Below are 15,143 nucleotides of genomic sequence, written 5' to 3'. Positions count from 1 at the left end.
CTCATTTTATCGAGCATACCCTTCCAATGGAATTTGGATGCTGTATACTTTATTCGGTTGTACTTCCAGTTTTTTATCGCGTAACCAAGGGTTGTGGATTTTCAGCACTTTATAGTTAATTCCCTGATCGATGGCAAACTGCGCCAGGTTATCAATATTGGCCGTCACTTCCACTTTTTTAGTTGGAATTACAGGATACAGGACACTTTTCGGCATCACATACCCATATTTTTCCTGATTCTGCATGATTTCTTTCAACGCTAAAATCCGGAAAACATAACGATACGTTTCATCGGTAAGCAACATATCGTAATAATCACTTACTTTCTGCTCCTCCATCATACGCATGATTCCGTTTAAACCTCCGTTATAGGAAGCCGCTGCCAAAGTCCAGGTTCCCGATTTTTCTTTGGCTTTTAAAAGGTATTTACAGGCGAATTCGGTAGATTTTTCCAAATCGTAACGTTCGTCCACAATATCATTAACCTCCAACCCCAACTCTTTAGCTGTGGCTGGCATAAATTGCCATACGCCTTTAGCTCCCGAAGGTGACGTTGCATTAATCAAACCGCTTTCAATTACGGCTAGATATTTAAAATCATCCGGCACTCCGTATTTTTTGAGGATAGGCTCAATGACAGGAAAAGCACGATTCGCCCTTTTAATCACTAATTCTGTGGTAGCGTGAAGATTCGTATTTACCGTTAACTCACGATCCAAACGTTCACTCACATCAGCAAGTTGTAAAGGAACATTTTCACCACAGAAATTCATTTCCGCAGGCAGTGTGGTGTGCACATAAGGATGCACGGTACGCAAACTGGAAGTTCCGTAAATAAACAATCCGCTGATTACAACGACTGAGGCAATCACAAGGGTTCTTTTTATCACTTTCATTTTCACTTTTATTTTATTCCGCTATTATTTTGGGCAGATTTTCGTTCATCCATCGGTATTTAAACAATATCATCGCATGAGTTCCGCCTTTTACCACAATACAGTTTTTAATGTTTTTGATCGGAAAAACATCGTCGTTGTCCCCATGAATATGGATTACTTTTTCATCGACCTCTTTTCGGTTCCAGATCAAAACGTTTTCTATCGCCCAATCGAGATATTTTTTATCATTTACAGACAAATATATTTTATACAATTCAAGCCTTTCCTTCACTTTTTCACCCATCCCATATTTCAGTAAAAATTCCACATTGGAAAACATACTGGTAGGAATCAGTTTATAGGCTTTTGTGTTTTTAGCCAATTTCATCCGAATAGGAAATTCCGATTTAGATTTTACACTGGAAATAATAATCGTTTTCCGAACCGGGATAATTTTAGCCATCTCCTGCACCAATATTCCTCCGAAAGAAACACCAACCAAAACTGCGTCTTCATGTTTAATCTCCGCTGCCATTCGCTGAGCATAATGTTCCAGCGTCTCCATCTTTTCAGGCAAAAACCATTCCAACAGATGTGTTTCAAACTGCTCTTCAGGCAAATGGATTTTTTCAAAAATTTTGGAACTCGCTGCCAGACCCGGCATAAAATAAACGGGAATCTTGTTCATAGTGCAAAAAATCGGCTCGGATTATAAATGAAATTTTCATAAAAATAGCATTTTTAGCGGTTTCCGACACACTCTTACCTCTTAATTTTTTTTTAAATATTAAAATTACTGATTCTGCCAATTAGAAAAACGACGCTTTGATATTGATTGTCAAATGAGTAACTTTGCAGAATATTTTCCGCACAACTAAACACACTGCAATGACAATTAAAAACAATGAATTTTCAAGACAATTTGAAGCGACAGTAGATGGTCAGTTGCTTTCGGTTGAATATTCCTTTCAGGAGAAAAAAATTTTCCTGACTAAAGTGAATATTCCCGAGCAATTGGACGGTTCAGAAACCCTGTCTGATTTTTTAAAACAGATTCTGGAAATTGCCGAAGAAAAGAAATGGAGAGTGGTACCAATTCATCCGAAAGTGGCCGCGTTCTTCAAAAAAAATCCTACCTATAAAGAATTACTCCCTCCGGGTATAAAAATCTAAAAAAAATAAAAAAAGGTCGAGTTCTATCAGAATCGACCTTTCTAAATCATAGTAAGCATTTGTCAAAACATTAATTAACAACAGGCTTAAATCTATTTATGTAATAGTATAATAAATAAATTAACGAACCCGCAAAAGGAAGTGTAACGATAATAAAAAGCCATGCTAAAAGCATAAATTTCTTCTCTTTACCAAACATCTTAACCAAAGAGAAAATCGTTATTGACAAATAAACCAATAATACTATAATTACTCCAATAGGTGACACTATTCCAAACATATGATAATGAATTAATTATTTATGTAAATATATAAAATAAATTAAGTAATTTATGGACAACAATAAGCCTTAGTTGAAATACAAAAGTGTGCAGTTCCAAGACATGATGCATCAACACCACCTATTGCTGTACAACCGGCTGTACCATAAGTATTCAATACTGTCTGTAAATTATTTTGCGCCACACTTGAACTAGCCCCTGTACATAATAGTAATAAGTATCCCAAAAACTACATGGAGCCCCACCACCACTTGTTGTTGTTGAAAAAAGTTTTTTTGAAGCTGAAGATGTCGTAATCTCTTCCGCAAAGTGTAATAAAATAATTGCATTATTATCCAACGAAACCGTACTAGATATTTTAATCATTTCACCACTATATTGAGGAGAGTCAAGATAAAATCCTCCATTAACAATACTTACCGAATAATTACTTAATCCATCAATTGTTAACTTATCTCCATCAAATGTAAATTTATAATTAGCATAATCAATATCAAATGAATTTAGATTAAAATGCTTCAAAGTTGACACTTCATACCTAATATCAGTTAGACTTTCAACAACTAAAATCTTTTCAACCCCCATATTAATAATCCCTTCAGTCAAACTATCAGTTGTTTTCTTAACTAAAATAGCATCTGAGAGTTCCTACGTTCCAACACGTTGTAATGTTTCTTTCTTATTGTCAACAATCTGTTCATCTTGAACCTGACACGCAACAAATGCAAATAATAATCCTGCTGTAGCAAATAAAAGTTTTTTCATAAAATATTTTTTTAAAGTTTTCACAAACTTATAGGAATGGTTTCAAAAAAAAAAAAAAAAAAATTCCTACAAATTCAAAACAAATCAAATTAATTATGTTAAAAAAATACTTACATTTTAAAGACAATCATTTTTTACCGAATCTTTAATTATTAAAAAAGTGTACATTTATGGCATGGATCCAGAAGAATTCTACACTGATATCATTCACTTTTTTGAAGACATCGATAAATATTACGGCAGCCAAACCGATATCACTGAAGGTATTTGCACTTCTTCCGGTGATTTTTCAGCGGATTACACGACCTGGAATCTTTTTGAGTTTGACCTGATCCGATCGGCGTATCGCAATACCGGAGACCGTTTCATGCTGGAAGGTAAAGGCATGTATTATGAAATTTCTGCCCAATCCATCGTTTCTTTTACCCAACCCGGACGTCACAAATTCGAGTTCGTGGAACGCTTAGGAGATAATGTGTACCGGATTACCAAATTGCGTTTTCATTATAAGTATTAAAAAAAAAGAGGATTAGCGTCTAAACTATCCTCTTCTTTATATTTTATATTCTAAAAACCTATACCTCGACATTCACAAACTCCATTCGAACACTACCGTCCTCGTCAATTCGTGTAAGGTTGATTTCGTGCAAAGTGTTCACTAATTCCGGATTCCAAGGCGTTTTTACTTTCACGTAATTTTCCGTAAAACCGTGAATATAACCTTCTTTGTTTTCCCCTTCAAAAAGCACCGTTCTGTTGGTTCCGATTTGACTTTCATAGAACGCACGACGTTTTTTTACCGACAAACCGCGTAACATTTTGCTTCGCTTTGCACGGACATTTCCGGGCACGACGCCTTCCATTTCAGCAGCTTCGGTATTGTCTCTTTCGGAATAAGTGAACACGTGCAGGTACGAAATATCCAAATCGTTTAAAAAATGATACGTTTCTAAAAAGTGCTCATCGGTTTCACCCGGAAAGCCGACAATCACATCGACTCCGATACAGGCATGTGGCATCACTTCACGGATTTTCGCAACTCTTTCAGCATACAATTCTCTTAAATAACGACGCTTCATCATCTTCAGAATATCGTTACTTCCGGATTGCAGCGGAATGTGAAAATGCGGCACAAACGTTCGGCTTTGCGATACAAATTCAATCGTTTCGTTTTTCAACAGATTCGGCTCAATAGACGAAATTCGCAAACGCTCAATCCCCTCCACCTTGTCCAAAGCCTGAACCAATTCGTAAAACGTATGCTCGTGTTTTTTGTTACCAAATTCGCCTTTTCCGTAATCGCCGATATTCACACCCGTTAATACGATTTCCTTGATGCCTTGTTGTGAAATTTCTTTGGCATTTTTCATGACGTTTTCCATCGTGTCGCTACGGGAAATTCCACGCGCTAGCGGAATCGTACAATAGGTACATTTATAATCACAACCATCCTGTACTTTTAAAAACGCACGGGTTCGGTCACCGATGGAATAACTTCCCACGTAAAAATCGGCTTCTTCGATTTCACAGGAATGCACTTCCCCCATATCATTTTTAGACAAATCGTTGATGTAATCCGTGATTTTGAATTTTTCAGTGGCCCCTAAAACCAAATCCACACCTTCCACATCCGCCAGTTCTTCCGGCTTTAACTGTGCATAACAACCCACTGCCGCAACGAATGCTTTGTCGTTGAGCTTCATGGCTTTTTTTACGATTTGCTTGAATTGTTTATCGGCGTTTTCCGTTACCGAACAGGTGTTGATTACATAAATATCGGCAACTTCTTCAAAATCGACACGATCAAACCCTTCGTCCTGAAAGTTTCGGGCAATGGTTGATGTTTCTGAGAAGTTCAGCTTACAGCCTAAAGTATAAAAGGCTACTTTTTTCTTGTTTTCCATACTGTAGTTCAATTAATGAAATCGTTGTCAAAAATTGAGGCTGCAAATGTAAGTACAATATTTTATTTAATAAAATCTTCCCTGTCTTTTCAAAACACGCAAAACAAAGAATATCAAGACATTGCTACTAATCTTTAAAAAAAATAAGTATTTCTTTAATTATTTATTCATTTTTGGAGCAAGCATGTTTTCCGGGTTCAGAATATCATCCAATTGTTCTTTGGAAAGAATATTGTGTTCCAACACCAGGTTGTAAACACTTTTCCCTGTCTCCAAGGCTTCTTTCGCAATTTTGGTACTGTTTTTATACCCGATATGCGGATTCAAAGCCGTCACAATTCCGATGCTGTGCAGCACCATTTCCCTACAATGTGCTTCGTTGGCCGTGATGCCATCGATACATTTTTCACGTAACGTATCCATAGCGTTGGACAACAATTGCATCGATTCCATAATCGCATAAGTCAAAACAGGTTCCATCACATTAAGCTGCAACTGACCGGCTTCTGCTGCCATGGTTACCGTCAAATCGTTTCCAATGACACGAAAACACACCTGGTTCATCACTTCAGGAATTACCGGATTTACCTTTCCAGGCATGATGGAAGAGCCCGGTTGCATCGGTGGTAAATTGATTTCATTCAGACCACAACGCGGTCCGGAAGACAACAAGCGTAAATCGTTACAAATTTTAGAAATTTTAATTGCCATTCGCTTTAGAGCGGAAGAATAAATCACATACGCACCTGTATCGGGAGTTGCCTCAATAAGATTAGGAGCCGAAACTATTGCCAGACCTGTTACAGTCGCCAGGTTTTCGGCACACAACTTAGCATATCCAGGCGCAGCATTGATTCCGGTTCCTATAGCTGTTGCGCCCATATTGGTTTCCAGCATCAGGTTGCTGTTCTGCGTCAGACGGTCTACCTCTTCTTCCAAAGTGACGGCAAAGGCTTCAAACTCCATTCCTAAAGTCATCGGAACCGCATCCTGTAATTGGGTTCTTCCCATTTTTAAAACATGCTTGAACGCTTCCCCTTTTTTACGAAAAGAAACGATCAGGTCTTTCAGATGCTCTATCAGTTTGATATTGGAATTAACTGCTGCAATACGAATGGCGGTAGGATAGGCGTCGTTGGTGGATTGCGATAAATTCACATGATCGTTGGGCGAACAATACTGGTATTCCCCTTTCTGATAGCCCATGATTTCCAAAGCACGATTCGCCAATACTTCATTGATATTCATGTTGGTTGATGTTCCGGCTCCTCCTTGAATCATGTCTACGGGGAATTCCGCATCGAACTTTCCGGAAAGCACTTCTTTGGCGGCTTCAACTATGGCGTTTCGCAATTTTTCATCCAACAGTCCTAATTGAAAGTTTGTTTCGGCAGCGGCCCATTTCACATAAGCTAATCCTTTTATAAATTCGGGAAACTGATGGAGTTTTACTCCTGAAATTTTGAAATTATCAATAGCTCTTTGGGTTTGTATTCCATAATAGGCATGGGCAGGAACCTGCATGTCGCCCAGTAAATCGTTTTCTGTTCTGTACATAATGGCAAAGTTTGAAGAATAAATTTACAAAAAACCACGACTACTTTCAGCAATCGTGGCATTATAATTTGTTTTAAACCGGAACTATTCTTTTCGGTACTTTTTGGTTTCTTCAAAAACGTACTCTAAAATAGCGGCGTCCTGATCCGTGAATTCCACATGACGTCTGGACATTACAATCTTAGCAGTTTGAAAAGCTTTACTAGCCATATAGGTCGTAAAGCCGGAAGCTCCTCCCCAGGAAAAACTCGGTACAAAATTACGTGGAAAACCACTTCCGAAAATATTAGCTGAAACTCCAACCACGGTTCCCGTATTAAACATCGTGTTAATACCGCATTTGCTATGGTCGCCCATCATCAAACCGCAAAACTGCAACCCGGTTCTGGCAAAGCCTTCGGTTTCATAGCTCCACAATTTCACTTCTTCGTAGTTGTTTTTCAGGTTCGAATTGTTACTGTCTGCCCCGATGTTACACCATTCTCCCAAAACCGAATTCCCTAAAAACCCGTCATGCCCTTTATTGGAATACCCAAACAAAACGGAATTGTTCACTTCCCCACCAATTCTGGAATGTGGCCCCACGGTAGTCGCTCCGTAAACTTTTGTCGCTAATTTCACCTGCGCTTCTTCACACAAAGCAAACGGCCCACGGATTACGGAACCTTCCATAATCTCGGAATTTTTACCAATATAAATCGGTCCTGTGGAAGCATTTAGAGTTACAAATTCCAATTTTGCCCCTTCTTCGATAAAGATATTTTCCGGTGCGATTACATTCACACTTTTAGGAATTGGTTGTGAAAAACGGCCTTCTGTGATTAGCTCAAAATCTTCGCGTAAAGCCGCATCGTTTTTCGAAAAAATATCCCACGTGTGCTGGATTTGAATACAATCCTGAGCATATTCAATGATTTCGTATTCATCAAAATCTACTTCTTCCTGATTCTCTTTACTGTAAAACGCCACTACTTCGTCATTACAAAAAATGGCCTGATTGGCTTCAAGAGAAGTTACCATTTCAGCTAGAATTTCATTAGGCAAAAAAGACGCATTAATCATTACGTTTTCTTCCATTTCCACCATTGGAAACTTTTCCATCAGGTATTCTTCGGTTAGTGTAGTAGTAGTATAACCTAAATATTTTTCCCATTTCTCACGGATGGTTAAAATTCCAACGCGAATGTCGGCCACGGGTCGTGTAAAGGTGAACGGAAGCAAAGCATTGCGAACGGTTCCGTCAAAAAGTATGTAGTTCATTTTTTTAGTTTCTGAGTTTGTGAGTTGCTAAGTTACAAAGTTTTCTCTCAGATAAAATAAAAAAGCCTCCCAAGTTTGGAAGGCTTCTGTATCGTGTAAAAACAACAATTATTTGCTGAATTTCGCGTATTTGTTTTTGAATTTATCAATACGTCCTGCAGTATCGATAAGTTTAGATTTACCTGTATAGAAAGGGTGAGATGTTCTTGAAATCTCCATTTTGTATACTGGATACTCTACACCGTCAACAGTGATGGTTTCTTTAGTTTCTACTGTAGATTTAGTAATGAATACGTCTTCGTTTGACATATCTTTAAAAGCTACTAATCTGTAATTTTCCGGGTGAATTCCTTTTTTCATGGTAAAATCTTTTTATTAATGGCCACAGCCGTTCTGATGCTTTTATTCTCTAAAAGGTATAAACGAACTGTAACTTTTTGTTTATAAACTTTTTATTTCAGGCTGCAAATTTACAACTATATTTTTAATTTCAAATAGCCATGTAACTTTTTTTTATACTGCAACAACTAACTTGTGATACTTGAGAATTGTTATATTTGTAAATTAATTTAATTAAAACTATGGAAAAGAACATTACCCCTGCCAAACACGCTTTATCCTATGGCGTAACTTTTGGAATCATTTTGGTTTTGGAATTCGTATTAATGTATGTTTTAAACATTGATCCCAGTGAAAACGCCTGGGCAGGAGTTGTTATGAACCTTCTTAATTATTTGGTTCTGCCTTTTGCACTTACTTATATTGCCGCCAATAAATTCAAAAAAGAAATTAACGATGGCTTCTTATCCATTTCAGAAACTCTAAAAGCAGGAGTTTCCATAACCGTTTTAGCTGCCTTGATTTATGGTGTTTTCTATATCCTTTTTGATTTCATCTTCCCGGAATTCAAAGAAGAATTGTTTGAAAAAATTCAACAAGTCACTATAAAACAAAATCCTGCCATGACGGCGGAACAATTGAAAATGTCGATGAAATTCGTAAAAATATTCATGAACCCATACATCGCAGCACCATTCACCGTTGTTATGTATGCTGTAATAGGACTTATCCATTCGCTAATTGTAGGCGTGATTCTTAAAAAAGACAAACCTATTTTTGAATAATTGCAAATTGCATCGATTAATTTCTCTGCAAATAAAACACAAATTTTAAACCTTAAGGATGAATTTATCCATCATAATTCCTTTACTCAACGAACAGGAGTCGTTACCCGAACTGCATTCTTGGATTGCCCGGATCATGCGCGAAAACAATTTCTCGTACGAAGTTATATTCATTGATGACGGCAGTACCGATGATTCCTGGAAAACCGTCGAACAGCTTTCCGTTCAGGATCCTAACGTTAAAGGAATTCGTTTTTTAAGAAATTACGGAAAATCGCAGGCCCTTCATGCTGGATTTGCCAAAGCTTTGGGCGATGTCATCATCACTATGGATGCTGATTTACAAGACAGTCCTGATGAAATTCCGGGGCTTTACAACATGATCACCAAAGACAATTACGATTTGGTATCCGGATGGAAAAAGAAACGCTACGATTCAGTGGTGGCCAAAAACCTTCCTTCAAAATTATTCAACTGGGCGGCCCGAAAAACATCCGGCGTTCAGTTAAACGATTTCAACTGTGGGCTGAAAGCCTACAAAAACATCGTGGTAAAAAACGTGGAAGTCTCCGGAGAAATGCATCGCTACATTCCGGTTTTGGCAAAAAATGCCGGCTTTGGGAATATTGGCGAAAAAGTCGTAATCCATCAGGCAAGAAAATACGGTTCTTCCAAATTCGGGATGAGTCGTTTTATCAACGGTTTTCTGGATTTGATCACCATCTGGTTTTTATCAAAATTCGGAAAACGACCGATGCACTTGTTTGGAGCATTAGGCGTGGTGATGTTCCTGATTGGTTTTTTATCGGCCGGATACATCGGCATCATGAAATTGTACAAAATTTACAGCCACGAAACGGCTATTTTAGTAACCAACAATCCTTGGTTTTATATTGCGTTAACTACAATGATTATCGGAACACAACTTTTTCTTGCCGGTTTTCTGGGTGAGATTATTTTACGAACAAAAAACAATGAAGAACGTTACAAGATTGCTAAAGAAATCAACTTGTAAAAACCTACGTAAATTTAATTATTGAAGAAAATGCACATTGAAAAAGCAATTTTAGACAAGGTAAATATTTGGTTAACCCCGACTTTTGATAACGAAACTCAGGAAGCGATTCGCGAAATAATGACTTCTGCCCCAAAAGAACTGGAAGACTGTTTCTACAAAAATTTGGAATTTGGCACGGGCGGTATGCGCGGCGTTATGGGAGTGGGCACTAACCGAATCAATAAATATACTTTAGGACGAAACACCCAGGGGCTTTCCGACTATTTAAAAAAATCATTTCCCGGGGAAAATTTAAAAGTGGCCATTGCTTACGATTGCCGTCACAACAGTGATACTCTGGCAAAAGTGGTTGCGGATGTTTTTTCGGCCAACGGAATTAAAGTGTTTCTTTTCTCGGAAATGCGTCCGACACCGGAATTGTCATTCGCTGTAAAACACTTAGAATGTCATGCGGGAATTGTACTGACCGCTTCTCACAATCCACCGGAATACAACGGTTACAAAGTATATTGGCAGGACGGAGGACAATTGGTACCACCTCAGGATAACGAAATCATTCAGGTCATTGAAGCTTTGGATTACAGCGAAATCAAATTCGAATCCAACCCGACTTTGATTGAATACATTGACACCAAAATTGATGAGGCTTTTATCGATTCTGCTATTGAAAATGCCACATTCAATACATCAGCTTCGGCTAAGGAAAATTTAAAAATCGTTTTCACTTCCCTACACGGAACTTCCATCAAATTGGTTCCTGATGTTTTGGCAAAAGCAGGGTATTCGAATGTGGAAATTGTAAAAGAACAGGCTGAACCGGATGGTAATTTCCCAACCGTAAAATCGCCCAACCCGGAAGAACCGGAAGCGCTGGCCATGGCTATGGAACTGGCAGATAAAGTAAATGCCGATATCGTAATTGGTACCGATCCTGATTCTGACCGCTTAGGAGTTGCTGTTCGCGATACCGAAGGAAAAATGATTTTGCTAAACGGAAACCAAACGATGGTTGTCATGACACATTTTCTGCTTCAGCAATGGAAAAAGAACCACAAACTGACTGGAACAGAATTTGTTGGATCGACTATTGTATCCACACCAATGATGTTGGAACTGGCTTCCGGATTTGATGTGGAATGCAAAGTAGGTTTGACCGGTTTTAAATGGATTGCCAAAATGATTAAGGATTTCCCGAATCAGCAGTTTATCGGAGGAGGTGAAGAAAGTTTCGGTTTCATGGTAGGAGATGCGGTACGCGATAAAGATGCAATCGCCTCTACCCTTTTGGTCTGTGAGATTGCAGCACAAGCCAAAGAAAAAGGGAGTTCTCTATATCAAGAATTGCTGGAATTGTACGTAGATTTTGGATTTTACAAAGAACACCTGATTTCCATCACCAAAAAAGGAATCGAAGGCGCCAACGAAATCAAACAGATGATGGTGGATTTACGTGAAAACCCTTTGAAGGAAATTAACGGAGAACGCGTGGTTTGCATTGAAGATTACCAGACTTCCAAAGGAAGGGATTTCATGAACAATGAAGAGTTTGCTATTTCCATCCCAAAATCAAATGTATTGATTTACTATTTGGAAGACGGCAGTAAAATTTGCGCCCGCCCAAGCGGAACCGAACCGAAAATCAAATTTTATTTCAGCGTTAACTGCGCTGTTGAAAACACGAATGATATCCCGGAGGCTGAGGCTTTTCTGGACACTAAAATTAAAAACATTATTGCAGGAATGCAGCTGAATTAATGGATCTGACTTATAAAAAAATACTCCCTTTTGTAGCCAAGTATAAATCCCATATTACTTGGAATATTATCTACAATGTACTGTATGCTTTGTTTAGCACCCTTTCCTTCATCACGTTAATCCCGATGATGCAGGTGCTTTTTGACAATGCGAAAAAGATCGAAACCAAACCCGTATACAAAGGCATAGAATACATTGCGGATTACGGAAATGACATGCTTTATTACTACATTACCATGCTAACCAAAGAAGAAGGTCCTCAATATGCATTGGTTCTGGTAATATGTTTGGTAATAAGTACTTTTTTATTTAAGAATCTATTCAATTACCTGGCTTCCTATCACATTTTACACTTGAGAACGGGCGTTCTGAAAGACATGCGAAAAGCCATGTATGTTAAAATCATTGACTTACCGGTTTCGTATTATTCCGAGAAAAGAAAAGGTGATATCATCACACGTATTTTAGGAGACGTCGGAGATTTTCAAAACACTTTTTTCACCATTCTTGAATTAATTGTAAAAGAACCGTTGACCATTCTATTTACGATTATTGCCATGTTCAAAATCAGCCCACAGCTGACATTATTCGTATTCATTTTCATTCCGATATCCGGTTTAATCATTTCCAAAATCGGAAAGAATTTAAAATCGAAATCCGAAAAAGCACAACAGGAAAACGGGCGTTACATATCCATTGTAGAAGAGAGTTTATCCGGTTTAAAAATCATCAAAAGTTATACAGCCGAAAAACTGTTTAACAACCGATTTGACACTTCTATCAACACCCTTCAACGTCTTAGCAACAGTATCGGAAATAAGAACAACTTGGCTTCGCCGTTAAGTGAATTCATGGGAATCATCGTTATTGCCATTTTATTATGGTATGGCGGTAACATGGTTTTAGTGGAAAAAGCAGCTAACGGAAAACCGCTATTAGATGGCGCTGCTTTCTTAGCATATATGGGATTAGCCTATAACATCTTAACCCCAGCCAAAGCTATTTCAAAAGCATCTTATGCCGTAAAACAGGGATTAGCCGCGGCCGAGCGTGTTTTCGAAGTTTTGGAAGTAGACAATGAAATCGTGAACAAACCTGATGCGGTTGAAAAAAATTCTTTTGAAGACCGTATTACGCTTGAAAACATCAATTTCCGTTACGAAGAGGAAAATGTGTTGAAGAATTTTTCATTGGAAGTACCAAAAGGAAAAACTGTCGCTTTGGTAGGACAATCCGGAAGCGGAAAAAGCACCATTGCCAACCTGCTTACCCGATTTTATGACGTTCAGGAAGGAAGTATTAAGGTAGATGATGTCGATATCAAGGATATGAATATGTTTTCGCTGCGCAAGCTGATTGGTTTGGTTACTCAGGACAGTATTCTTTTTAACGATACAATCAAAAACAACCTGCTTATCGGTAACGAAGAAGCAACGGATGAACAAATCATCGACGCCCTTAAAATCGCTAATGCCTACGAATTCGTAAAAGATTTACCGAACGGCATCGAAACCAACATCGGTGATGCCGGAAATAAATTATCTGGCGGACAGAAACAACGTCTTTCCATTGCCCGTGCGGTATTGAAAAACCCGCCTATTATGATCTTGGACGAGGCCACATCTGCCTTAGACACGGAAAGCGAAAGACTGGTGCAACAAGCCTTAGAAAACATGATGCAAAACCGTACTTCGGTAGTGATTGCACACCGTTTGTCTACTATTCAAAAAGCGGATAAAATTGTGGTCATGAAAAAAGGTAAAATTGTAGAAGAAGGCACACACGACGAATTGTTAGCACTTAACGGAGCTTACTCCAAATTAGTGATGATGCAATCGTTTGAATAACCATTGAATTTCAAAATATTGAAATATTAAACATTCTTGAGTAAGATGGTAAATGCTAGCAAATCTTTAAATTATTCAATCCTTTAATTTTTCAATCAAACATGTACGCCAGTAATCCAAATATCAAACTCCCTGAAAATCCGGATACTGTTATTTGGAAATACATGGATTTGTCTAAATTCCTGGATATTCTGATTTCCGGAAAAATGTTCATGTCGCGTTCGGATAAATTTGAAGACCAATACGAAGGGACTTTCAGCGAACCCACGTTTGAGGAGATTAAGAAAATTTCCGAAAACAACCCAAAGTTTCTGGATTATTACAAATCGCATCGGGAAAATGTGGTGATTAGCAGTTGGCATACTAACGAATACGAAAGTTTTGCCATGTGGCAGGTATTCACCAAGAACAATGAAGGTTTAGCAATTCAATCTACCGTTGGGCGTTTGAAAGAAGCTCTGGCATTAGAGCGTAATTTTGAACAATACATAGGCGAGGTAAATTACATCGACTATAAAAAAGAACTCATTCCTTTTGATGATGTTTTCTTCCCTTTCCTTTTCAAGCGAAAAAGCTTTCAATACGAAAATGAAGTTCGGGTGATTTCCGATGTAACTGCACAAAACTTAACCATCAACGACGGATTAAAAATTAGTGTGGACATCAACAAATTGATTGAAACCATTTATATTCATCCCAAAAGCGAAAACTGGTATAAGAAGCTTGTCATTGAAGTGGTTTCCAAATTGGGATTTGATTTTACAATTGAAAAGTCGGATCTGGAAAGTGATATTCTGATATAAATTTCAAAAATCACAAATTCTAAATTCTGACTTCTAAATCGGTTTATATTCTTCCGCTTTCCAGTCTTTATCCAATAAGTTTACAAAGAAATAGTGTACATTGTCACTTTTATCGAAAGCTCCGTTTTTATTATTATCTTCTATAGTTCTGAAGTACAAACGATTCTGAACCTCTACAATGTTCCAGTCAATCAATTCCTGTAATTCAGCCGATAACTTTACAAAATGCGTCCCGTTAAAATTGCTAATATAAAGCGATTTGATGTCGTTAGAATCAATCTTATTATCTCTGTTGGTGTCTGAATCCACTAAGGAATACACTAAAATCTGTTTTTTGGTTCTTTCAGCAATGGTATTCAGATACGTTGCGGTTTGAATCTGTATCACTTTATCCGTTAACGGACGAATGGCGGCCGAATCAACATGCTGGAATTTTAAATTCTCAAAATAACCGGTTAATTCAAAGCGGTTGTAATTTGAAATAGCATAACTTACCGAATTCGTTTTACTCGACCCGTAACTTCCTCTTTCTGCTGAAACCCTTACGTCACCAATAGCATGAATCAGGTATTTTGTTCCTTCCATATGTACTGGCAGATCGGCAATTTTAATCTGAGAAGAATCCCTTTTCACCGCATTGACTTTATCGGCTTTCTGATCTTCATAAATTACTTTTGGTTTTTCAGCTTCTTGTTTACAACTTGCTAAAAGCCCCAAAGCACCGATTAAAATATATTTTGAAAAATTTTTCATAGTTAACGGATTGGTCTATCAAAT

Annotated in this window: 15 protein-coding genes; 7 read left to right on the top strand and 8 right to left on the bottom strand. The window is 37.9% G+C overall.

The window, feature by feature from the left end:
- Positions 1-6: 6 nt before the first annotated feature.
- Together ABGT15_RS02285 and ABGT15_RS02280 are read right to left on the bottom strand one after the other, a co-directional pair.
- Positions 7-897 (bottom strand): lytic transglycosylase domain-containing protein, encoded by an 891-nt coding sequence (locus ABGT15_RS02285; RefSeq protein ID WP_367229786.1) that lies wholly within the window; start codon positions 895-897, stop codon positions 7-9.
- A gap of 13 nt (positions 898-910) precedes the next feature.
- Complete coding sequence (locus ABGT15_RS02280; protein ID WP_367229785.1) at positions 911-1,567, bottom strand: alpha/beta hydrolase; 657 nt, start codon at positions 1,565-1,567, stop codon at positions 911-913.
- Between the two features lie 200 nt (positions 1,568-1,767).
- Between ABGT15_RS02280 and ABGT15_RS02275 the strand changes: the two genes are divergently transcribed.
- Positions 1,768-2,052, top strand: coding sequence for a GNAT family N-acetyltransferase (locus tag ABGT15_RS02275; RefSeq protein WP_367229784.1), 285 nt, complete (start codon positions 1,768-1,770; stop codon positions 2,050-2,052).
- Between the two features lie 434 nt (positions 2,053-2,486).
- Here ABGT15_RS02275 and ABGT15_RS02270 read toward each other — a convergent pair whose 3' ends face one another.
- Entirely contained in the window at positions 2,487-2,939 is a 453-nt protein-coding gene (locus ABGT15_RS02270) for a hypothetical protein (protein WP_367229783.1), read from the bottom strand.
- 334 nt (positions 2,940-3,273) lie between these two features.
- Here ABGT15_RS02270 and ABGT15_RS02265 point away from each other — a divergent pair, with 334 nt between their 5' ends.
- Positions 3,274-3,615: a hypothetical protein gene (locus ABGT15_RS02265; protein WP_367229782.1), complete on the top strand. Its 342-nt coding sequence runs from the start codon at positions 3,274-3,276 to the stop codon at positions 3,613-3,615.
- Between the two features lie 58 nt (positions 3,616-3,673).
- On the opposite strand, the gene mtaB is transcribed toward ABGT15_RS02265, so the two are convergent.
- The 4 genes from mtaB to ABGT15_RS02245 form a co-directional block, all read right to left on the bottom strand.
- Positions 3,674-5,002 (bottom strand): tRNA (N(6)-L-threonylcarbamoyladenosine(37)-C(2))-methylthiotransferase MtaB, encoded by a 1,329-nt coding sequence (gene mtaB, locus ABGT15_RS02260; protein WP_367229781.1) that lies wholly within the window; start codon positions 5,000-5,002, stop codon positions 3,674-3,676.
- 159 nt (positions 5,003-5,161) lie between these two features.
- Complete coding sequence (aspA, locus tag ABGT15_RS02255) at positions 5,162-6,559, bottom strand: aspartate ammonia-lyase (RefSeq protein WP_367229780.1); 1,398 nt, start codon at positions 6,557-6,559, stop codon at positions 5,162-5,164.
- A gap of 84 nt (positions 6,560-6,643) precedes the next feature.
- Positions 6,644-7,819 carry a GlmU family protein gene (locus tag ABGT15_RS02250; protein WP_367229779.1) on the bottom strand — a complete coding sequence of 392 codons (1,176 nt, stop codon included), beginning with the start codon at positions 7,817-7,819 and terminating at the stop codon, positions 6,644-6,646.
- A gap of 108 nt (positions 7,820-7,927) precedes the next feature.
- On the bottom strand, positions 7,928-8,179 hold the full coding sequence (locus ABGT15_RS02245; RefSeq protein WP_237789255.1) for a type B 50S ribosomal protein L31: 252 nt from the start codon (positions 8,177-8,179) through the stop codon (positions 7,928-7,930).
- Between the two features lie 221 nt (positions 8,180-8,400).
- Here ABGT15_RS02245 and ABGT15_RS02240 point away from each other — a divergent pair, with 221 nt between their 5' ends.
- The 5 genes from ABGT15_RS02240 (at position 8,401) to ABGT15_RS02220 (ending at position 14,366) form a co-directional block, all read left to right on the top strand.
- Complete coding sequence (locus tag ABGT15_RS02240) at positions 8,401-8,943, top strand: DUF4199 domain-containing protein (protein ID WP_367229778.1); 543 nt, start codon at positions 8,401-8,403, stop codon at positions 8,941-8,943.
- 58 nt (positions 8,944-9,001) lie between these two features.
- Positions 9,002-9,958 carry a glycosyltransferase family 2 protein gene (locus ABGT15_RS02235; RefSeq protein ID WP_367229777.1) on the top strand — a complete coding sequence of 319 codons (957 nt, stop codon included), beginning with the start codon at positions 9,002-9,004 and terminating at the stop codon, positions 9,956-9,958.
- A gap of 30 nt (positions 9,959-9,988) precedes the next feature.
- A complete protein-coding gene (locus ABGT15_RS02230) occupies positions 9,989-11,716 on the top strand; it encodes a phospho-sugar mutase (RefSeq protein WP_367229776.1) in 1,728 nt (575 codons plus the stop codon).
- Entirely contained in the window at positions 11,716-13,563 is a 1,848-nt protein-coding gene (locus ABGT15_RS02225) for an ABC transporter ATP-binding protein (protein WP_367229775.1), read from the top strand. The genes ABGT15_RS02230 and ABGT15_RS02225 overlap by 1 nt, the downstream gene beginning before the upstream one ends.
- Positions 13,564-13,664: 101 nt before the next feature.
- Positions 13,665-14,366, top strand: a complete 702-nt coding sequence (locus tag ABGT15_RS02220) for a hypothetical protein (RefSeq protein ID WP_367229774.1) — start codon at positions 13,665-13,667, stop codon at positions 14,364-14,366.
- A 33-nt stretch (positions 14,367-14,399) separates the two neighbouring features.
- Here the strand turns inward: ABGT15_RS02220 and ABGT15_RS02215 are convergent, their stop codons facing one another.
- Positions 14,400-15,119, bottom strand: a complete 720-nt coding sequence (locus tag ABGT15_RS02215) for a hypothetical protein (protein WP_367229773.1) — start codon at positions 15,117-15,119, stop codon at positions 14,400-14,402.
- Between the last annotated feature and the right edge of the window lie 24 nt (positions 15,120-15,143).

Source organism: Flavobacterium enshiense, from assembly GCF_040750275.1.
Lineage (GTDB): Bacteria > Bacteroidota > Bacteroidia > Flavobacteriales > Flavobacteriaceae > Flavobacterium > Flavobacterium enshiense_B.
The sequence above is the reverse complement of the archived record's forward strand: the minus strand, read 5'-3'. Positions and strand labels throughout refer to the sequence as shown.